The 23,338-nt window shown below is 74.2% G+C and carries 3 protein-coding genes; all 3 read left to right on the top strand.

The annotated features are described in order from the left end of the window. The first annotated feature begins 6 nt into the window (after positions 1-6). The 3 genes from OG861_RS07085 to OG861_RS07075 all read left to right on the top strand — a co-directional run bounded on the left by OG861_RS07085 (position 7) and on the right by OG861_RS07075 (position 23,279). Complete coding sequence (locus OG861_RS07085) at positions 7-5,004, top strand: type I polyketide synthase (protein ID WP_330261490.1); 4,998 nt, start codon at positions 7-9, stop codon at positions 5,002-5,004. A gap of 81 nt (positions 5,005-5,085) precedes the next feature. Continuing rightward, positions 5,086-21,600 carry a type I polyketide synthase gene (locus tag OG861_RS07080; RefSeq protein WP_330261489.1) on the top strand — a complete coding sequence of 5,505 codons (16,515 nt, stop codon included), beginning with the start codon at positions 5,086-5,088 and terminating at the stop codon, positions 21,598-21,600. A 59-nt stretch (positions 21,601-21,659) separates the two neighbouring features. Continuing rightward, positions 21,660-23,279: an AMP-binding protein gene (locus OG861_RS07075; protein ID WP_330261488.1), complete on the top strand. Its 1,620-nt coding sequence runs from the start codon at positions 21,660-21,662 to the stop codon at positions 23,277-23,279. Positions 23,280-23,338: the final 59 nt, after the last annotated feature.

The raw sequence follows: 23,338 nt of genomic DNA, 5'->3' as shown, positions 1-23,338 counted from the left end.
GGTTCGATGAGCAACGACGAGAAGCTCCGGGACTATCTCAAGCGCGCCACCACCGAACTCCAGCGCACGCGCCGTCAGTTGCGCGAAGCGGAGGAGCTCAACCAGGAGCCGGTGGCCATCGTCGCGATGGGATGCCGGTTCCCGGGTGGTATCGCCTCGCCCGAGGACCTGTGGCAGCTGGTGGACGCCGGCCGGGACGCCGTGTCGCTCTTCCCGGACGGCCGCGGCTGGGACGTGGACGCCCTCTACGACCCGGAGCCGGCCACGCCCGGCAAGACGTACTGCCGCGAGGGCGGCTTCCTCCACGACGCGGGCGAGTTCGACGCCGACTTCTTCAAGATAAGCCCGCGCGAGGCCCGCGACACCGACCCGCAGCAGCGGCTGCTGCTGGAGGTGTCCTGGGAGACCATCGAGCGCGCGGGCATCGACCCCACCTCCCTCAAGGGCAGCCGGACCGGTGTGTTCGCCGGTGTCGTCTACCACGACTACCCGGGCGGCGGCGGTACCGGCGGGCTGGCCAGCGTCGCCTCGGGCCGCGTGGCGTACTCGCTGGGCCTGGAGGGTCCCGCGGTGACCGTCGACACCGCCTGCTCGTCCTCGCTCGTCGCGCTCCACCTCGCCGTCCAGTCCGTACGGACGGGGGAGTGCACGATGGCCCTCGCCGGCGGGGTCACCGTCATGGCCAGCCCGGACTCCTTCGTCGGGTTCAGCCAGGACCGCGGGCTGGCCCCGGACGGCCGGTGCAAGTCCTTCGCGGCGGCTGCGGACGGCACCACCTGGTCCGAGGGCGCGGGCATGGTCCTCGTGGAGAGGCTCTGCGACGCGCGGCGCCTCGGCCACCCGGTGCTCGCCGTCATCCGTGGCTCGGCGATGAACTCCGACGGTGCCTCCAACGGCCTGACCGCGCCCAACGGCCCTTCCCAGCAGCGGGTCATCCTGCAGGCCCTCGCCTCCGGGCGGCTGACCCCCGCCGACGTCGACGCCGTGGAGGCGCACGGCACCGGCACCACCCTGGGTGACCCCATCGAGGCGCAGGCCCTCATCGCCGCCTACGGGCGCGAGCGGCCCGCCGACCAGCCGCTGTGGCTGGGTTCGTTCAAGTCGAACATCGGGCACTCGCAGGCGGCCGCCGGGATCGGCGGAGTCATCAAGATGGTGCAGGCGATGCGCCACGGTGTGCTGCCGCGCACCCTGCACGTGGACGAACCCAGCCCCAACGTCGACTGGAGCGCGGGCAGCGTACGGCTGCTGACCGAGCCGATCGCCTGGCCGGAGCGGGGTCACGCCAAGCGTGCGGGCGTGTCGTCGTTCGGGCTGAGCGGCACGAACGTGCACGTGATCGTGGAGGAGGCCCCGAAGGAGGCGCCCGGGGCGGGCGAGACCCCGCCGGTGGAGACCCGGGCAGAGGACATCCCGGCAGATGGCACTCCGGCGCTGGAGGTCCGGACGGACGAGACCACGGCGCCCGGGGCGGGCGGCCGGACGGCCGAGGCCCCCCGGCCCGTTCCGGTGCCCGTCCTCGTCTCGGCCCGCCGCCCCGAGGCGCTCGCCGCGCAGGCGGCCCGCCTCGCAGACCACGTGGACGCCCACCCCGGCCACGCCCTCTCCGACACGGCCTGGTCCCTGGCCACCACCCGGGCCGCCCTGGAACACCGCGCCGTGGTCGTCGCCGACAGCTACGCGGAGCTGACCCGCGGCCTGCGCGCCCTCGCCGCCGACCCGACGCTGCCGGCCCCCGGCACCGTCACCGGCGCAGCCCGCCCCGACGCGCTGACCGCCGTACTCTTCACCGGCCAGGGTTCCCAGCGGATCGGCATGGGCCGCGAACTCCATGCCGTCTACCCGGTGTTCGCCCGCGCCTTCGACGAGGTGGTCGCCGCCCTCGACGCCCACCTCGACACCCCGCTGCGCGACACGATGTGGGGTGAGGACAGTGCGCCGCTCGACGCCACCGGCCGGGCGCAGCCCGCCCTGTTCGCCTGTGAGGTGGCCCTGTACCGGCTCGTCGAGTCCTGGGGCGTCCGGCCCGACTTCCTCGCCGGGCACTCCATCGGCGAGCTGGCCGCCGCCCACGTCAGCGGCATCCTCACGCTCCCCGACGCCGCCCGGCTCGTCGCCGCCCGCGGCCGCCTGATGCAGGACCTGCCCGGGGGCGGTGCGATGGCCGCGGTCGAAGCCGGCGAGGAGGAGGTGGAACCGCTGCTCACCGCCGATGTGGGCATCGCAGCCCTCAACGGCCCCCGCGCCGTCGTCGTCTCCGGCACGGAGGAGGCGGTCACCGCGCTCGCCGAGCACTTCCGCGCCCAGGGACGCAAGACCAAACGGCTCGCCGTCTCGCACGCCTTCCACTCGCCGCTGATGGAGCCGATGCTCGACGCGTTCCGCGCCGTCGCCGAGAGCATCCGCTACGGAACCCCCCGCATCCCGATCGTCTCCACCGTGACCGGGGAACTCCTCGGCGCCGACGAAGCCGCCCACGCCGACTACTGGGTGCGCCACGTGCGCCAGAGCATCCGTTTCAGCGACGCGGTGGGACAGTTGGCGGCCAAGGGCGTCCGCACCTTCCTCGAACTCGGCCCCGACGCCGCGCTCACCCCGCTCGGCCCCGACTGCCTCGGCGACGCCGACGGCGACGTGGCCGCCGACGCCGACCGGCCGGTGTTCACCGCCGCCCTGCGGCGCGGCCGGAGCGAGGAGCGGGCGCTCGCCGAAGCCGTCGCCGCCGCTCACGCGCAAGGGGTCCACGTCGACTGGGCGGCCTACTTCAACGCCGCGGCAGCCGGGGTGGGGTCCGGCCCCCGGCGCGTGGACCTGCCCACCTACGCCTTCCAGCGCAAGAACTACTGGGCGCGCCCCGACCAGGTCCCGACCGCCGCCCCGGCCGCAGCCCACCCGGCGGAAACCGGCTTCTGGGAGGCCGTCGAACGCGCCGACGCGGCGGAACTCGCCGAGCGGCTCGGCCTCGACGCCGACACCCTCGCCCCCGTCCTGCCCGCCCTCACCACCTGGCGGGCCGGCCGCCGCGAGGCCTCCGCCGTGGACGCGCTGCGCTACCGCGTCAGCTGGGTCCCCGTCCCCGACCCGGCGCGGCCCGCCCCGCTCGACGGTGACTGGCTCCTCGTCCACGCCCCCGGCCAGGACCCCCTCGCCGCCGTCTTCGCCGACGCGCTCACCACCCGGGGTGCGCGGCCCGTCCTGCACACGACCGGCGCGGGCGGCCCCGTACTGCCCCCGGCGCTGCCCGCAGCGCCGGCCGGGGTGCTGAGCCTGCTCGCCCTGGACGACACCGACCACCCGGAGCACCCCGAGCTGTCCCGCGGCCTGGCCGACACCGTCGCCCTGCTCCAGGCGCTGGCCGCACGGGAGTGCACCGCCCCCGTGTGGTGCCTCACCCGGGGCGCCGTCGCCACCGACGAGGCCGACTCGACCGCCCGGCCCGTGCACCCCGCCCAGAGCGCCGTCTGGGGCCTGGGCGCGGCGCTCGCACTGGAGACCCCCGCCACCTGGGGCGGTCTCGTCGACCTCCCCGCCGGGGCGGAGCCCGAGGGCGAAGCCGCCGAACGGCTCGCGGGACGGCTGTGCGACATCCTCGGCGGAGCCACCGGGGAGGACCAGGTCGCGCTGCGCCCCGAGGGCACGTACGGCCGCCGCATGACGCGCCCCACCCGGCCCGACCCGGCCGGGCCGTGGCACCCGCGCGGCACCGTCCTGGTCACCGGCGGCACCGGCGGACTCGGTGCGCACGTCGCCCGGATGCTGGCCGCCGACGGCGCGGAGCACATCGTCCTGGCCGGCCGGCGCGGCCCGCAGGCCCCCGGCGCCGCCGAACTCGCCGAGGAACTGCGCACGTCGGGCGTGCGGGTCTCCGTCGAAGCCTGCGACATCGCCGACCGCGAAGCCGTGCGCCGCCTCCTGGACGGACTGACCGGCCTCACCGCCGTCGTCCACGCGGCCGGACTGCCCCAGCGCATCGCGCCGCTCGCCGAACTCACCCTCGCGGACCTCGCCGAGGTGGCCGCCGCCAAGGTGCTCGGCGCCCGCCACCTCGACGAAATGCTCACGGACACCCCCCTCGACGCCTTCGTGCTGTTCTCCTCCGGCGCCGCCGTGTGGGGCAGCGCCGGGCAGTGCGCGTACGGCAGCGCCAACGCCTACCTCGACGGCCTCGCCCACTCCCGCCGTGCCCGCGGCCTCGCCGCCACCTCCGTGGCCTGGGGCTCCTGGGACGGCGGCATGGTCGACGCCGAACTCGCCGCCGTGATGCGCCGCATCGGGGCACCCGCGATGCGCCCGGAGCACGCCGTCGGCGCACTCCGCCGGATCCTCGCGGGCGTCGCCCCGCACGCGGTGGTCGCCGAGTTCGACTGGGAACGTTTCGCCCCCACCTACGCGCTGGCCCGCCCACGACCCCTGTTGAACGCACTGCCCGAGGCGGTCGCCGCCCTCGGCACGGACCCCGCGACGGGCGCCGGTGAAGGCACCGACCTGGCCGCCCGGCTGGCCGGACTCGGCCGGGCCGACCAGCTGAGGACACTGCTGGACCTGGTACGCGGCCACACGGCGGCCCTGCTCGGCTACGACGACCCCGCCGACGTGGGCGCCGACCGCGGTTTCACCGACCTGGGCTTCGACTCCGTCGCGGCCGTCGACCTGCGCAGCCGCCTGGTCACGGCCACCGGCCGGCCCCTGCCGACCAGCATGATCTACGACCACCCCAGCCCGGCGGCGCTCGCCGGCCACCTCCACTCGGAGCTCTGCCAGGACGAGAACGCCGGTGAACTGCCGGTGCTCGCCCAGCTGGACCGTCTCGAACAGGCCGCCGAAGCGCTCGGTGCCGACGAGATCGAAGCCACCCGCATCACCGCCCGGCTGCAGAGCCTGCTGACCCGCCTCACCGCGACCCTCGACGCGACGGCCGGTGCCCACGGCATAGGCGGCCGGCTCGAATCGGCCTCCGCAGACGACGTCTTCGCCTTCATCGACAACGCACTCGGCCTCACCTGACCGGCGCGACCGCGCCCCGGTGCACCCGACCCCGGATCGACTCGACCTCTCGGCATGAACAAGGACTCGGTGGGACCCAGAATGTCCAATGACGACGCCAAGCTTCTCGACTACCTCAAGCGGGTCACGGCGGATCTGCACCAGACCCGCCGACGGCTCCAGGAGGTCGAGAACCAGGACCACGAACCCATCGCCATCGTGGCGATGAGCTGCCGCTACCCGGGAGGCATCAGCACCCCGGACGACCTGTGGCGGCTCGTGGCCGAGGGCCGCGACGCCATCACCACCTTCCCCACCGACCGCGGCTGGGACCTCGACGGCCTGCGCGGCGGGGAAGGGGACGGAGCGGACACCTCCGGGTCCGGCGGCAGCTACGTCAACGAAGGCGGCTTCGTCCAGGACGTCGCCGGCTTCGACGCCGGGTTCTTCGGCATCAGCCCCAACGAGGCGCTGACCATGGACCCCCAGCAGCGGCTGCTGCTGGAGGTGTCCTGGGAGGCCATCGAGCGGGCCGGCATCGACCCCGTCTCCCTGCGCGGCAAGCCCGTCGGGGTGTTCGCGGGCTCCGGTATCCAGGACTACGAGTACCTGATCGGCGCGGCGGGCGAAGTCGCCGAGGCGTACATGACCACCGCCAACGCCGCCGCCGTCATCTCCGGCCGCATCTCCTACACCCTGGGTCTCGAAGGGCCGGCCGTCACCGTCGACACCGCCTGCTCCTCCTCGCTCGTCTCCCTGCACCTCGCCGCGCAGGCGCTGCGGCAGCGCGAATGCTCGCTGGCCCTCGCCGGCGGCGTCATGGTCATGTCCACCCCGTCGCCGTTCATCGCGTTCAGCCGCCAGCGCGGGCTCGCCCCCGACGGCCGCTGCAAGGCCTTCGCCGAAGCGGCCGACGGCACCGGCTGGTCCGAGGGCGCGGGCATGCTCGTACTCGAACGGCTCTCCGACGCCCGCCGCAACGGCCACCCGGTCCTCGCCGTCGTCCGCGGCAGCGCGGTCAACCAGGACGGCGCCAGCAACGGCCTGACCGCCCCCAACGGACGCGCGCAGCAACGCGTGATCCGCCAGGCGCTCGCCCACGCGAAACTGCCGGCCTCGCAGGTCGACGTCGTCGAGGGGCACGGTACGGGCACCACCCTCGGCGACCCCATCGAGGCACAGGCGCTGCTCGCCACCTACGGCCAGGACCGCCCCGAGGACCGGCCGCTGTGGCTGGGCTCCATCAAGTCCAACATCGGGCACGCCCAGGCCGCGGCCGGTGTCGGCAGCGTCATCAAGATGGTCATGGCCCTGCGCAACGGGGTGCTGCCGCAGACCCTGCACGTGGACGAGCCCTCCAGCCACGTCGACTGGTCCGCGGGGCGGGTCCGGCTGCTGGCCGAACCCCGTACGTGGGAGCGCGCCGAGGGCCGGCCCCGGCGCGCCGGTGTCTCCGCGTTCGGCGTCAGCGGAACCAACGCCCACGTCATCCTCGAAGAGGCTCCCGTCGAGGCGCCGTCCGAGGCGTCCCCGGAAGCGGCCGACGCCCCGGCGCCCGACACGGCGGCGCTGCCCGCCGTCCTGCCCTGGCCGGTGTCCGGCCGCGACGCCGACGCGCTCGCCGCCCAGGCCGCCCGGGTGCACGCGCACGTCACCGGCCTCCCGGAACAGGACTCCGCCGCGGACCTCGGCTACTCCCTCGCCACGACCCGCGCCGCCCTGGACCACCGCGCGGTCGTCCTCGCCGCCGACCGCGAGGGCGCCCTTGCCGGCCTCGCGGCGCTGGCGCAGGGGCAGCCGCACCCGAACGTCGTGCCCGGCGTGGTCACCAAGGGCGCGACCGCCTTCCTGTTCACGGGCCAGGGCGCCCAGCGGCCGGGCATGGGCCGTGAGCTGTACGAGGCGTTCCCGGTGTTCGCCGGGGCCTTCGACGCGGTGTGTGCGGAGGTGGACCGGCATCTGGGGCGGTCGTTGCGGGAGGTGGTGTGGGGCGAGGACGCGGACGCGCTGAACGCCACCGCGCTGGCGCAACCCGCACTGTTCGCGCTGGAAGTCTCCCTGTACCGGTTGGTGGAGGCGTGGGGTATCACGCCAGATGTGGTTGCCGGGCATTCGATCGGCGAGCTGGCCGCCGCGCACGTGGCGGGGGTGCTGTCGCTGGCCGATGCGGCCGAACTCGTCGTGGCGCGCGGGCGGTTGATGCAGGCGCTGCCCGCGGGCGGGGCGATGCTCGCCGTGCAGGCCACCGAAGAAGAGGTGCTGCCGCTCCTGACCGACGGTGTGGGCGTCGCGGCGGTCAACGGACCGGACTCGGTCGTCGTCTCCGGCGCCGAGGCCGCCGTACTGGCCGTGGGCGAGCACTTCACCGCCATCGGCCGCAAGACCAGCCGGCTCGCCGTCTCGCACGCCTTCCACTCGGCGCTCATGGACCCGATGCTGGACGCATTCCGAGCCGTGGCATCGCGGTTGAGCTACTCCGAACCGATCGTGGCGGCCGTCTCCACCGTCACCGGTGAGCGGGTCGGCGCGCAGTGGCAGTCCCCGGACTACTGGGTCGGGCAGGTCCGCGAAGCCGTCCGCTTCGCCGACGCGGTGGGCGCGCTGGAACGCGAAGGCGCCGTCCGGTACCTGGAGATCGGCCCCGACGGCGTCCTCACCGGTCTCGCGCAGCAGAGCTTGGACTCCGAGCAGGCCGTCCTCGTCCCCGCCCTCCGCAAGAACCGCCCCGAGCCCGAGGCCCTCATCGCCGCCGTGGCCCGGCTCCACACCTGCGGCGCGCCCGTCGACTGGGCGGCGTTCTACGCCGGCACCGGCGCGCGCCGCGTCGGGCTTCCCACGTACGCCTTCCAGCGCACCCGCTACTGGGTCGAGGGCACGGGCGCCCTCGGAGACCTCTCCGCCGCCGGGCTGGCCGCCGCCGGACACCCGCTGCTCGGCGCCGTCGTGTCCCTGGCCGACTCCGGAGGGGTGGTCCTCACCGGCCGCGTCTCGGTCTCGGCGCAGCCGTGGCTCGCCGACCACCTCGTGGGCGACTCCGTGGTGTTCCCCGGCACCGGTTTCGTGGAACTGGCCGTCCGGGCCGGTGACCAGGTCGGCTGCGACTCGCTCGAAGAGCTCATGCTGCAGTCCCCGCTCGTGCTGCCCGAGCGCGGAGCCGTCGCCCTCCAGGTCGAGGTCGGTGCGGCGGACGCCGCCGGACGGCGTCCCGTCAGCGTCCACTCCCGGCGGGACGACCAGCCCGACCAGCCGTGGACCCTGCACGCGGCCGGCGTCCTCGCGGCCGGACCCGTCACCGCCGCAATAGCCGCGGCCGGCCCCGCCAAGGCCGCCACCGACGCCTTCGACCTGGCGGCCTGGCCGCCGGCCGGCGCCGCCCCGATCGACACGGCCGGGGTGTACGAGGCGCTCGCCGCGGCCGGGCTCCCCTACGGCCCGGCCTTCCGCGGCCTGACCGCCGCCTGGAGCGCCGGCACGGAGGTCTTCGCCGAAGTCGCCCTGCCCGAACGGGCCCGCGCCGACGCCGCCGCGTTCGGGCTGCATCCCGCCCTCCTCGACGCCTCCCTCCACGGCTCCGTCTTCACCGACCTGTTCGCGGGCGCCGAAGGCCCCGTCCTGCCGTTCGTCTGGACGGGCGTACGGCTGCACGCCTCCGGGGCCACCCGGCTGCGCGTCCGCATCACCCCGGACGGCTCGGGCGCGCTCGCGCTGGCCGTGGGCGACGAGACGGGCCGCCCCGTCCTCTCGGTGGACTCCCTCGTCCTGCGCGAGGTCTCCGCCCGGCAGCTCGCCGCCGCCCGCACCGTCGCCCACGAGTCCCTCTTCGCCCTGGACTGGGCCGAGCTGCCCGTCGTCCCCGCCGCCGACGCGGCCCCGGCCGACTGGGACACCCTGCCCGCCGACGTGCCCGTACCGGAGACCGTCGTCCTGCACTCCGCACCCGCCTGCGACACGGACGGGGTACGGGCCGCCACCGGCCGGGTGCTCGACGCGCTGCAGAGCTGGCTCGCCGACGAGCGGTACTCCGCCTCGCGCCTGCTGATCGCCACCCGAGGAGCCGTCGCCCTGCCCGGCGAGGACGTCACCGACCTGGCCGGAGCGGCCGTCTGGGGCCTGGTCCGCTCGGCGCAGGCGGAGCACCCCGGCCGGTTCCTCCTGACCGACCTCGGCCGCGACGCGGAGCCGGCCCTCGCGGTGGCCGCCGGCGAACCCCACACCGTCGTGCGCGGCACCACCGTGCACGGAGCCCGCCTGACCCGCCTCACCGACGACCCCGAGCGGCGCGTGCAGCCCGACTTCGGCAACGGCACCGTCCTGGTGACCGGCGCCACCGGCGCGCTGGGCCGTCTCGTCGCCCGGCGGCTGGTCGAAGCCCACGGCGTACGGAACCTGCTGCTGGTCTCCCGGCGCGGCGCGGACGCCCCCGGCGCGCAGGAACAGCTCGCCGAACTGCGGGCCCTCGGAGCCGAAGCCACCCTCGCCGCCTGCGACGCGGGCGACCGGGACGCCCTGGCCGCGCTCATGGCCGGCGTACCCCTCACCGGCGTGGTCCACCTCGCCGGAGTGCTCGACGACACCCTCATCGGCTCGCTGACCCCGCAGAGCCTGGAAGCCGTCCTGCGGGCCAAGGCGGACGCGGCCCTGCACCTGCACGAGCTGACCCGGGACCTGGAGCTGTCGGCCTTCGTCCTGTTCTCCTCCGCGACCGGGGTCCTCGGCGCCCCCGGCCAGGGCAACTACGGCGCCGCCAACGCCCTGCTCGACGGCCTCGCCACCCACCGCCGCGCCCACGGCCTGCCCGCCCGGTCCCTCGCCTGGGGGCTGTGGGCGAGCGGCATGTCCGGCACCCTGACCGAAGCCGACCTCCAGCGGATGAGCCGCACCGGCATCGGCGCCCTCACCGCCGAGTACGGCCTGGACCTCTTCGACCGCGCCCTGACCGTCGACATCCCGGTCGTCCTGCCGATCCGGCTCGACGTACGGACCCTCGCGGCCGCCGGCGACGCACTGCCCCCGCTCTTCCGGGGCCTGGTCCGCATACGGCCGCGCCGCGGCGCGGTGACGGCGCCCGAGGACGCCGGCTCGCTGCGCGGGCGCCTGGCCGGGCTGGACCGGGAAGCGCGCGTCGCCCTCCTGCTGGACCTGGTGCGCACCCAGGTGGCGGTCACCCTCGGCTACCCCGGGCCACACGCGGTGGACGAGAGCCGCGCGTTCAGCGAACTGGGCTTCGACTCGCTGACCGCCGTCGAGTTCCGCAACGCCGTCAGCGCCGCCACGGACGTACGCCTCCCCGCCACCCTGGCCTTCGACTACCCGAACCCGCGCGCCCTCGCCCGTCACCTGCTGGACGAACTCGACGGCGCGGACAGCCGGTCCGGCCCCGCCGCGGCCACCGCGGTCCGGACCGCCGGCGAGGACGACGACCCCATCGTGATCGTCGCCATGGCCTGCCGCTACCCCGGAGGGGTGGACACCCCCGAGGCGCTGTGGCGGCTGGTGGCCGACGGCGTGGACGCCGTCTCCGGCTTCCCCGACAACCGCGGCTGGGACCTCGACCGCATCTACGACCCCACCGCCGAGCGCCCGCACACCAGCTACGCCCGCGAGGGCGGATTCCTGCACCGGGCGGGCGAGTTCGACCCGGCGTTCTTCGGCATCAGCCCCAACGAGGCCGCCCTCATGGACCCGCAGCAGTTCCTGCTGCTGGAAACGGCCTGGGAGGTCTTCGAGCGCGCCGGGATCGACCCGGAGACCCTGCGGGGCAGCATGACCGGCTGCTACGCCGGGATGATGTACCACGACTACGCCGCCAACAACAGCACCGGCGCCATCGCCTCCGGGCGCGTCTCGTACGTGTTCGGCCTGGAGGGTCCGGCGGTCACCGTCGACACGGCGTGCTCGTCGTCCCTGGTGGCCCTGCACATGGCGGCCCAGGCCCTGCGGTCCGGGGAGTGCTCGCTGGCGCTGGCCGGCGGTGTCGCCGTCATGGCGACCCCGGAGGTCTTCGTCGAGTTCAGCCGTCAGCGCGGCCTCGCCCCCGACGGCCGCTGCAAGTCGTTCGGCGCGGACGCGAACGGAACGGGCTGGGGCGAGGGCGCCGGCATGCTCCTCCTGGAGCGGCTCTCCGACGCGCGCCGCAACGGACACCCGGTACTCGCCGTCGTCCGCGGCTCGGCGCTCAACCAGGACGGTGCCAGCAACGGGCTGACCGCCCCGAACGGCCCCGCGCAGCAGCGGGTGATCCGCCAGGCACTGGCGAACGCCGGACTGACGACGGCGGAGGTCGACGCCGTCGAGGCCCACGGAACGGGCACGGTGCTCGGTGACCCGATCGAGGCGCAGGCGCTGCTGGCCACGTACGGGCAGGGGCGGCCGGAGGGGCGGCCGCTGTGGCTGGGCTCCGTCAAGTCGAACATGGGGCACACGCAGGCTGCGGCGGGCGTCGCGGGGATCATCAAGATGGTCATGGCGATGCGGCACGGCGTGCTGCCGCCCACCCTGCACGCGCAGGAGCGGTCGGACCAGATCGACTGGACGGCGGGGGACGTGGAGCTCCTGACCGAGGCGCGGGAGTGGCAGGCCGAGGGCCGGCCGCGCCGCGCCGGCATCTCCTCGTTCGGCATCAGCGGGACGAACGCCCACGTCATCGTGGAGGAGGCCACCGACGAAGCACAGCCGACGGCCGAGGCGGGGCACACGACCCCTCAGCCCTGGGTGCTGTCGGCGAAGTCCGCCGCTGCCTTGGCGGGCCAGGCGGAACGCCTGCTCGCAGTGGCCGACGCCCATCGCCCCGAGGACATCGGATACACCCTCGCGACAGCCCGCAGCACGATGGACCACCGCGCGGTGGTGACGGGCGACGAGGCGGGCCGGCTGGGTGCCCTTGCGGCCCTGGCGGCGGGGGAGGAGCACCCGGCCCTGGTGAAGGGTCAGGCTCAGCCCGGTGGGCGGACGGCGTTCCTGTTCACGGGGCAGGGGGCGCAGCGGCTGGGGATGGGTCGTGAGCTGTACGAGGCGTTCCCGGTGTTCGCGCAGGCCTTCGACGCGGTGTGCGGGGAGGTGGACCGGCATCTGGGGCGGTCGTTGCGGGAGGTGGTGTGGGGTGAGGACATGGCCGCGCTCGATGCGACCGCGTTGACGCAGCCCGCACTGTTCGCGCTGGAAGTGGCGCTGTTCCGGCTGGTGGAGGCGTGGGGCGTGAAGCCTGACGTCGTCGCCGGGCATTCGATCGGTGAGCTGGCCGCCGCCCATGTGGCGGGGGTGCTGTCGCTGGCTGATGCGGCAGAGCTGGTGGTGTCGCGTGGCCGGTTGATGCAGGCGTTGCCTGCGGGTGGGGCGATGCTCGCCGTGCAGGCGACGGAAGAGGAAGTGTTGCCGCTCCTGGCCGAGGGTGTGGGTATTGCTGCGGTGAACGGGCCGGACTCGGTCGTCGTCTCCGGTGTCGAGGCTGCTGTGCTGGCCCTCGGTGAGCACTTCACGGCCGAAGGTCGCAAGACCAGCCGTCTGGCCGTCTCGCACGCTTTCCACTCGGCTTTGATGGATCCGATGCTGGACGAGTTCCGTGCCGTCGCTTCCCGGTTGACGTTCTCTACGCCGCAGATCCCGGTGGTGTCCACCGTTTCGGGTGAGCTGTCGCTGGACTGGCAGTCCCCCGAGTACTGGGTCGGGCAGGTCCGCGAGGCCGTCCGCTTCGCGAACGCGGTACGGACCCTGGAGCAGCAGGGAGTGACCCGCTTCCTGGAGATCGGCCCGGACGGCATCCTGACCGGCCTCGCGCAGCAGGGTGTGGACTCCGAGCAGGCCGTCCTCGTACCCGCCCTCCGCAAGAACCGCACCGAGCCCGAATCGCTCCTCTCGGCCCTGGGACGGCTCCACACCGTCGGTGTCCCCGTCGACTGGCGTGCGTTCTCCCCCGCCGACGCCCCTCTGCGCCGCGTGGAGCTGCCCACGTACGCCTTCCAGCGCACCCGGTACTGGGTCGGCACCGAGGAGTACCTCGCGAACTCGTGGATCGGGACGGGTGGCGGCAGCATGGCGACCGCCGGGCTGACCGATGCCGGTCACCCGCTGCTCGGTGCGGTCCTGCCGTCCCCCGACACGGACGTGGTCACGTTCACCGGTCGGCTGTCGGTGGGCTCGCACGGCTGGATCGCCGACCACGACGTGCTCGGGTCCATCCTGCTGCCCGGCACGGGCTTCGTGGAACTCGCGGTCCGCGCCGGGGACCAGGTCGGGTGCGGGGTGCTGGAAGAGCTCGCCCTCCAGGCTCCCCTCATCCTCCCCGAGCGCGGCGCCGTGACCGTTCAGATGGTCGTCGGGGCGGCGGACGCCTCCGGACGGCGGTCGGTCAGCGTCTACTCGCGCGCCGAGGAGCGGCCGGACCTGCCGTGGACCCTGCACGCAGACGGTGTCCTCGCCCCGGATGCCGCAGCGCCCGACTTCTCCCTGGCCGCCTGGCCCCCGGCCGGTGCCGACGTACTGCCCCTGGACGGCGCCTACGAGGGCCTGCGCGAGCGCGGCTTCGGCTACGGACCGGTCTTCCAGGGCCTGACGGCGGCCTGGCGGCTCGGGGACACGTTGTTCGCCGAGGTCGCCCTGCCCGAGCAGGCCCACGCGGAGGCCGCGGAGTTCGGGCTGCACCCGGCCCTGCTGGACGCTGCCATGCACGCCGCCCTCGTGAACGGCACCGGCGGCGACGAAACGGTACTGCCCTTCGTGTGGCAGAACGTCACCCTTCACGCGACGGGTGCCACCGCCGTACGGGTGCGGATCACCCAGCCCAGCCCGGAGAGCCTCTCGCTCCAGGTGGCCGACACCACCGGCGCGCCCGTCGCGACGGTGGGCGCGGTCGTCGGCCGGCCCGTCTCCACCGAACAGCTGGGTACGGACGGCGCGGATTCCCTCTTCCACATCACCTGGAACCCGCTGCCGGACGCGGCGCCCGCCACCGCCCACGGGCCGGGCATGCGCTGGGCGGACCTGCCCGAGGACGGCCCGGTCGACGGCCCGGTCGTCTTCGAGTGCCCCGTCACGGACGGGGACGACGTCCCTGCCGCCGTGCACGCCCTGGCCAACCGTGTCCTGGGTGTGGTGCAGGAGTGGTTGGCGGGTGAGCGGTTCGAGGGTGCGTCGCTCGTGGTGGTGACGCGTGGTGGTGTGGCTGTGGGTGTGGGTGAGCCGGTGGATGTGCGGCAGGGTCCGGTGTGGGGTCTGGTGAGGGCTGCGCAGGCGGAGAATCCGGGTCGGTTCGTGTTGGTTGATTCGGATGGTTCGTTGGATGTCGCCGGGTTGGTGGCGTTGGGTGAGCCGGAGTTGGCGGTGCGGGGTGGTGGGGTGTTGGTGCCTCGTCTGGCTCGTGTGCCGGCTGTGGAGGGTGTCGGGCCGGTGTGGGATGGCTCGGGCACGGTGTTGGTGACGGGTGGTACGGGTGGTCTGGGTGCTTTGGTGGCCCGGCATCTGGTGGTCGAGCACGGGGTGCGGCATCTGCTGTTGTTGGGGCGTCGTGGTCCGGATGCGCCGGGTGTTGCCGAACTGGTGGGTGACCTGGCCGGGTTGGGCGCGAGCGTCTCGGTCGTGGCGTGTGATGTGTCTGATCGTGGTGCGTTGGCTGCTGTGTTGGCGGGGGTGGATGGGGCGCATCCGTTGTCGGGTGTGGTGCATGTGGCGGGTGTGGCGGACAACGGTGTGGTGGGTGCGTTGTCGGCGGCGCGGTTGGATGCGGTGTTGGGTCCGAAGGCGGACGCGGCGTGGCATTTGCACGAGTTGACGAAGGGTATGGGTCTGTCGGCGTTCGTGATGTTCTCGTCGGCCGGTGGTCTGGTGCTGGCGGCGGGGCAGGGCAATTACGCGGCTGCGAATGTCTTCCTGGATGTTCTTGCGGCTCATCGGCGTGCTGAGGGTTTGCCGGCCACCTCGATGGCCTTCGGCCTCTGGGGCGTCAACACCGGTATGACCACCATGCTGGACCTCGCCGAGCAGCGCATGGCGGCCCAGGGCCTGCCCGCCCTGTCCCAGGACGACGGGCTCGCACTCTTCACCCTCTCCCTGCGCTCCGGATACCCCGCCGTTGTTCCCCTGCGCATCGACGCGAACGTCCTGCGCGGCCGGGCCGACGAGCTGCCCGCCCTCCTGCGCGGCATCGTCCGCGTCCCCGTACGCCGGTCCGCCCGGTCCTCGGACGGCGCCGAGGGCTTCGCCGCCCGTCTCGCAGGGCTGGACGCCGCCGACCGCAGCGCCGCGCTGCTCGACCTCGTACGGACCCAGGTCGCCGGTGTACTCGGGCACGCCTCGGCCGACGCGATCGAGCCGGAGCGGGCGTTCAGCGAGCTGGGCTTCGATTCCCTGGCAGCCGTCGAGCTGCGCAACCGGCTGGGCTCCGTGACCGGGCTGCGGCTGCCCGCCACGCTGATCTTCGACTACCCCAGCGCGCGGGCGGTCGCCGACCACATCGGCGCCGAGGCCGCCGGCTCCGCCCACTCCGCGCCCGCGCCCGCCCGTGCCCCGTCCTCCGTCGGGGGAGCGGACGCGGACGACCCGATCGTGATCGTCGGCATGGGTTGCCGCTACCCGGGCGGTGTGACCACTCCCGAGGAGCTGTGGAAGCTCGTCGCGGACGGTGTCGACGCCATCGGCGGGTTCCCCGCCGACCGGGGCTGGGACCCGGAGGTCTACGACCCGGAGCCCGGCACGCCGGGCCGCACGTACGCCAAGGAAGGCGGGTTCCTCTACGACGCGGCGGAGTTCGACCCGGTCTTCTTCGGGATCAGCCCCAACGAGGCGCTGATGATGGACCCGCAGCAGCGGCTGCTGCTGGAGGTGTCCTGGGAGGCCATCGAGCGCGCGGGGATCGACCCCACCACCCTCAAGGGCGGAGCGACCGGGGTGTTCGCCGGTGTGATGTACCACGACTACGCGCTCGGGGTGGAAGCCGCGGCCAGCAGCGGCGGCAGCCTCGTCTCCGGCCGTACCTCGTACACCCTCGGCCTCGAAGGGCCTTCGGTCACCGTCGACACCGCCTGCTCGTCCTCCCTCGTCGCCCTGCACATGGCCGCCCAGGCGCTGCGCTCGGGGGAGTGCTCCCTCGCGCTCGCCGGCGGCGTGGCCGTCATGGGCACCCCGGGCATGTTCGTCGAGTTCAGCCGGCAGCGCGGGCTCGCCCCCGACGGCCGCTCGAAGTCCTTCGCGGCCTCGGCGGACGGAGTCGCCTGGGGTGAGGGCGCGGGCGTGCTGCTCCTGGAGCGGCTCTCCGACGCGCGTCGCAACGGCCACCCCGTCGTCGCAGTCGTCCGAGGCTCCGCGCTCAACCAGGACGGTGCCAGCAACGGCCTGACCGCCCCCAACGGGCCCTCGCAGCAACGCGTCATCCGCCAGGCGCTGGCGAACGCCGGGCTGACGGCGGCCGAGGTCGACGCCGTCGAGGCGCACGGCACGGGAACCACCCTCGGTGACCCCATCGAGGCGCAGGCACTGCTCGCGACCTACGGCCAGGACCGGCCGGCGGACAAACCGCTGTGGCTGGGCTCCATCAAGTCCAACATGGGGCACACGCAGGCTGCGGCGGGCGTCGCCGGCATCATCAAGATGGTCATGGCGATGCGGCACGGCCTCCTGCCCAAGACCCTGCACGTGGACGCCCCGTCCGACCAGGTGGACTGGGCGGCGGGCCGGGTGGAGCTGCTGACGGAAGCGCGCCCGTGGCAGGCCGGGGACCGGCCCCGCCGGGCCGCAGTCTCGTCGTTCGGCATCAGCGGCACCAACGCCCATGTGATCGTCGAGGAAGCCGCCGCGGTACCCGGCGAGAGCGCCCTCCGAACCGAACTCCCGGCCACTCCATGGGTGTTGTCGGCGAAGTCCCCGCAGGCGCTGGCCGCGCAGGCGGAACGTCTGCTGGAGCGGGTCTCCGCCGAAACGGACACCGACGCATCGGACATCGGGCTCTCCCTGGCCACCTCGCGCACCACCTTCGCCCACCGGGCGGTGATCGTGGGCACGGAGCGGGCGGAACTGCTGCGCGGTCTGACCGCACTGGCCCAGGACCGCAACGCACCCGTGGTCGTACGGGACCAGGCCCGCCGGACCGGGAAGACCGCCTTCCTCTTCACGGGGCAGGGGGCGCAGCGGCTGGGGATGGGTCGTGAGCTGTATGACGCGTTCCCGGTGTTCGCCGAGGCCTTCGACGCCGTGTGCGGAGAAGTCGACCGGCATCTGGGTCGGTCGTTGCGGGAGGTGGTGTGGGGTGAACACGCGGCCGCGCTCGATGCGACCGCGTTGACGCAGCCCGCACTGTTCGCGCTGGAGGTTTCTCTCTACCGGTTGGTGGAGGCGTGGGGCGTGAAGCCCGATGTCGTCGCCGGGCATTCGATCGGTGAGCTGGCCGCCGCCCATGTGGCGGGGGTGCTGTCCCTGGCGGACGCGGCCGAACTCGTCGTGAGCCGGGGACGTTTGATGCAGGCGTTGCCTGCGGGTGGGGCGATGCTCGCCGTGCAGGCCACCGAGGAAGAGGTGCTGCCGCTCCTGGCCGAGGGTGTGGGTATCGCTGCGGTCAACGGGCCGGACTCGGTCGTCGTCTCCGGTGTCGAGGCTGCTGTGCTGGCCCTCGGTGAGCACTTCACGGCTGCCGGCCGCAAGACCAGCCGTCTGGCCGTCTCGCACGCCTTCCACTCGGCTTTGATGGATCCGATGCTGGACGAGTTCCGTGCCGTCGCTTCCCGGTTGGCTTATGCCGAGCCGCGCATCCCCGCGGTGTCCACCGTCTCCGGTGAGCCGTCGCTGGACTGGCAGTCCCCCGAGTACTGGGTCGGGCAGGTCCGCGAGGCCGTCCGCTTCTCCGACGCCGTACGGACCCTGGAGCAGCAGGGAGTGACCCGCTTCCTGGAGATCGGCCCCGGCGGGGTCCTGACCGGCCTCGCCCAGCAGAGCCTCACCACGGACCGGTCCCTCTGCGCGGCTGCTCTGCGCAAGGACCGGGGTGAGTCCGAGTCGCTGGTCACGGCGCTCGCGCAGCTGCACGTGGACGGCGTGCGCGTCGACTGGCAGGCCCTCTACGCCGGCACCGGCGCCCGGCGCGTCGACCTCCCCACCTATCCCTTCCAGCGCAGCCGCTACTGGGTCGACGCCGCCAAGCCCGCCACCGACGCCGTCGCGGTCGGCCAGGGGGCGCTGGACCACCCGCTGCTGGCCGCCGTCCTGGCCTCCCCCGACTCCGAAGCGGTGACCTTCACCGCCCGCATCTCGCCGGACGCGCAGCCGTGGGTGGCCGACCACGCCGTCCACGGCAGCGTCCTCCTCCCCGGAACCGGCTTCGTGGAGCTCGCGCTCCAGGCCGGTGACCACGTCGGATGCGCCCACCTTGAGGAACTCACCCTCCAGGCGCCGCTCGTACTCCCCGAACGCGCGGGTGTCGCCGTGCAGGTCGTCGTCGGGGAGCCCGACGACAGTGCCCGGCGGGCCGTACAGGTCTACTCGCGCCCCGAGAACCGGCCCGACGAGCCGTGGACCCGGCACGCGGACGGTTTCCTCGCCCCGGCGAGCACCGGGAATGCCGGAGGCACCGTGCCGGGCGACGGTGGCGGCCCCACCGTCTGGCCGCCCGTCGGCGCCGAGGCACTCGACACCGACGAGCTGTACGACCGGCTCGCGGAACGCGGCTTCGGCTACGGTCCGGTCTTCCAGGGCCTGACGGCCGCCTGGCGGCTCGGCGAGGCCCTGTACGCGGAGATCGAGCTGCCCGAGCAGGCGCACGCCGACGCCGGGCGGTTCGGGCTCCACCCGGCGTTGCTCGACGCGTCGATGCACGCCCTCGGCTTCGGCGGTCTCGGCGCCGACGAGGACGGCGGGCAGGCCCTGCTCCCCTTCTCCTGGGCGGGCGTCACCCTGCACGCCGCGTCCGCGACCGCCGTGCGGGTCAGGCTCGCCCCCGTCGAGGGGCAGCGCAACGCGGTGCGCCTGGACCTCGCCGACCCGGCGGGGGCGCCCGTGGCCTCCGTGGCCGCCCTGCTGCTGCGGCCGGTCGCCGCTCGGCAGTTGCCCGCTGCCGGCGGCTTCCGGGACGCGCTGCTCGCCGTCGACTGGGTGCCGGTGCGGGGCGGGTCCGGGCCGCGCGGGCCGTGGACGATCGCCGGGCCGGGTCTGGAAGTCGCCGGGGTCCCGGTGGTCGCGGGCCTCGACGCGCTCGGCGCGCCGGGCGCGGAGGTGCCGGACACCGTACTCCTGCCGGTGCTGCCCGGCGGCCCGGCCGCAGGCGGGGAGGCGCAGGTCACCGCCGGGGTGCGGACCGCGGTGGACACCGCACTCGCCGCCGTCCAGCGGTGGCTGGCGGAGCCGGCGTTCGCACGCTCCAGGCTGGTCCTCGTCACACGGGCCGCGTCGGCCGTCTCGGACGGCGACCCCGTCGACGTACGGCAGGCACCCGTCTGGGGCCTGGTCCGCGCCGCGCAGGCGGAAAACCCCGGCAGGTTCGTCCTGCTGGACCTGGAGGACGCCGAGGTGTCCCCGAAGGCGCTGGCCGCGGCCCTCGCGACCGACGAGCCGGAACTGGCCGTCCGCCGGGGCACGGTGCTCGCCCCGCGCCTCACCCGCTCCACCGCCGCGGGCGGCGCGAGCCCCTGGGACGCCGACGGCACGGTCCTGATCACCGGTGGTACGGGAGGTCTCGGCGCCCTCGTCGCCCGGCACCTCGTCACCGAGCACGGCGTGCGGCACCTGCTGCTCACCAGCCGGCGGGGCCTCGGCGCCCCCAACGCGGCCGGCCTGCGCGACGAACTCGTCGCGCTGGGGGCCGAGGTGGACATCGCCGCCTGTGACGTCTCCGACCGCGAGGCGGTCGCCGCCCTGATCGGCTCCGTCGGCCCCGAGCACCCCCTGCGCGGCGTCGTACACGCCGCGGGTGTCGCGCACAACGGCCTGATCGGCGCACTCACCCCCGAGCAGGTGGACCACGTACTGCGTGCCAAGGCGGACGCAGCCTGGCACCTGCACGAGCTGACGGCAGGGCTCGACCTCACCGCGTTCGCCCTGTTCTCCTCCGCCGGCGGCCTCGTCATGGCCGCCGGGCAGGGCAACTACGCGGCGGCCAACGTGTTCCTCGACGCGCTCGCCCAGCACCGCCGCTCCCGCGGCATGGCCGCCACCTCGATGGCGTTCGGCCTGTGGGACACCGAGACCGGCCTCAGCCAGTGGCTCGGCGAGGCGGACCTCCAGCGCATGCGCCGTACGGGAACCCCCGCGCTCTCCGAAGAGGAGGGGCTGTGGCTCTTCGACGCGGCGGTCGCCGCCGACGCCCCGGCGCTGGTCCCGCTCCGGGTCGACCTGGGCGCCCTGCGGGCCCGTACCGACGAGGTACCGGCCCTGCTGCGGGGCCTGGCACCCACCGCCCGGCGCCGGGCCGGTGCGGCGGCCGCGGCCACCGACGCGGGGGCGCTGCGCGAGCGGCTGCGCGGTCTCGGCGACGCCGAACGGGAGCGGGCCGTGCTGGACGCCGTGCTCACGCACGCGGCCGAGGTGCTCGGACACGCCGACGTGGGCGCGGTCGACGCCGAAGCGGGCTTCCTGGAGGCCGGGTTCGATTCGCTGACCGCGGTCGAGCTCCGCAACCGGCTGAACGCGGCCTGCGGGCTGTCCCTGCCGGCGATGGTCGTCTTCGACAGCAAGAACCCGCTCGAACTGGCCCGGCTGCTCGCCGCCCGGCTGGCGGCGGCGCAGGGCGAACAGGGCCGGGACGCCGCTTCGGCGGCGCCGTCGCAGAGCCCGCTCGACGACACCCTGTACGGGCTGTTCCTCGACGCGATCATGTCGGGCAACCTCCAGCCCGGGCTGGCGATGCTGCGGTCCGTGGCCGCGCTGCGGCCTTCCTTCGCCTCGGCGGCGGACCTCCCGGAGCTGCCCGCGGCGGTGTCGTACGGCGCCCGCCACCAGCAGGCCGCCGGGGGGCCGAAGGCGCCCCGACTGATCTGCCTCAGCACGCCGACCGTGGCCGGCGGTGTGCACCAGCACGCGCGGCTCGCGGCCCGGCTCTCGATGCCGGTGTCGGGTATCCCCACCCCGGGCTTCGGGCGCGGGGAGTCGCTGCCGGAGTCCTTCGAGGCGGCGGTCGACGTACTGGCCGAAGCCGTGCTGCGGGCCGCGGACGGTGCACCGTTCGCCCTGCTCGGCTTCTCCTCGGGCGGCCTGCTCGCCCACGCCACGGTGGCCCGCCTGGAGCGCGCCCACGGGGTGCGGCCGGCCGGACTCGTCCTGCTCGACACGTACTACATGGGCGGGACCAACGACGCGCTCTTCGACCAGATGGCGTTCGCCGTCCCCGACAAGGCGGCCACGCTCGGCTCGTTCAGCAGCGCCGAACTCTCCGCGATGGGCCGGTACGTCGAGCTGCTGCCGCAGTTCCGCCAGGACCGGATCGAGGCGCCGGTGCTGTTCGTCCGGGCCGGGGACCTGTTCGCGCAGGCCGAGGACTCGGCGATCGCTCCGGACGCGCCCGAAGCCGACTGGCAGGCCGACTGGGAAGGCGCCGACACCGTGGCGACCGTCCCCGGCACCCACTTCACGATCGTCGAACAGCACGTCGACACGACGGCCCCCGTCATCGACCGGTGGCTGACGGAACTCAAGGAGCGGATCTCCTGATGCCCGCGACGAAGACCGGACCCACCCCGGTCGGACCTTCCCCGACCGACCACGATGCGATGACGAGCAGAGGTGACACGACGGTGACCCTGAGCACGGTGCGCCCGGCCGAGGTCCACGGACCGGCCGAGCGGATCCACGAGTTCATGCTGGCCGCGGCCGGCACCGCACCGGACAGCCCGGCCGTCTGGGAGGCCGGCGACGACGGCACCTCCCGGGTCCTGACCTACCGGCAGCTGGAGCGCCGCGCCCACAACTACGCCGTCGCCCTGGACGCCCTCGGCCTCGACATCGGCGACCGCGTCGTCCTGGAGTCGGACAACTCCGCTTCGGCCGTGGCGATGCTGCTGGCCTGCTCGATGCTCGGGCTGACCTTCATCCCGGTGAGCCCCGAAGTGCCCACCGCCCGGCTGCTGGCGATCACCTCCGCCGCGGAGCCCGCGCTGCACCTCCAGACGACCGCCGGCCGCCGCGAAGGCGTGCCCGACCCCATCGGCACGGCCCGCTTCGGGCCCGACGGCGTGGTGGTGGAGCGCCCGCCGGCGCCGCGCGTGCGCCACCGGCGGGAGCCGGTCACCACCGACGCCGCGTACATGATCTTCACCTCGGGCACCACGGGACGCCCCAAGGGCGTCGTCATGAGCCACCGCGGGGTGCTGTCCTTCTACCGCGGGATGCTCCGGCACCGGATCGTCACGGCCCAGGACCGGGTCGCCACGACCTCACCGCTCCAGTTCGACTTCGCCCTCCTGGACATCGGCCTGGCACTGGGCACCGGCGCCCAGCTGATCCCCGTTCCGCGCGAGCTGATGCACTGGCCGCGCCGGCTGCTGCGCTTCCTCAGCGATACCGGCGCCACCCAGGTCGACGGAGTCCCCTCCGTCTGGCGGCCCGTCCTGCGCCACGAGGCCAAGGGCCTGGCCGCACTGGCCGACCAGATCCGCGGCGTCCTGTTCTCCGGCGAGGCGTTCCCCCTGCCGGAACTGCGCCAGCTGCAAGCCCTACTGCCGCGGACCCGCGTCGTGAACTGCTTCGGACCCACCGAGGCGATGGCCTTCTCCCTGACGGACGTGCCGAATCCGCTGCCCGAGGGCGTCGACAAGCTCTCCATCGGCTTCGCCTACCCCGGCGCCGAAATGCTGCTGATCGACGAGGAGGGCCGGCCCGTCGAGGAGCCGGGCGCGGTCGGCGAGATCCACCTGCGCGGGCCCTCCCTCTTCACCGGCTACTGGGACGACCCCGAAGCCACCCGGGCCGCCCTGGTACCCGATCCGCTCAACCCCCGTTCCGGTCAACTGGTCTACAAATCAAACGACTTGGCATACCGCGGTGACAGTGGTGAGCTGTACTTCGTGGGCAGGTCCGACCTCCAGGTCAAGATCCGCGGCAACCGCGTGGAACTCGGCGAGATCGAGCGCAGGCTCCTGGAATTCCCCGGCGTCGAAGCGGCCGCGGCGGTCGTGCGGCCCCGCCCCGACGAAGACCCGGAACTGTACGCGTACGTCGTCCCCACCCGCGGCTCCACCGCCGACCCCGTCGTGATCAGCGCGTTCTGCAAGCAGACCCTGCCCGAGTACATGGTGCCGCGGAAGGTCGCCCTGCTCCCCGGTCTGCCCCTGACCCCCAACGGGAAGACCGACCGCAGGGCCCTGACGGCGCTCGCCACCGCGAACGGCTGAAAACCCACCGCGACGACCCCTGTTCCGCGCCCGGCCCCACCCCTGTCTTCACCCCTGTT

Origin of the sequence: Streptomyces sp. NBC_00539 (assembly GCF_036346105.1) — a bacterium.
Taxonomy (GTDB): Bacteria; Actinomycetota; Actinomycetes; order Streptomycetales; family Streptomycetaceae; genus Streptomyces.
Note: the sequence above shows the minus strand (reverse complement) of the source record. Positions and strands in the feature narration are given on the sequence as shown.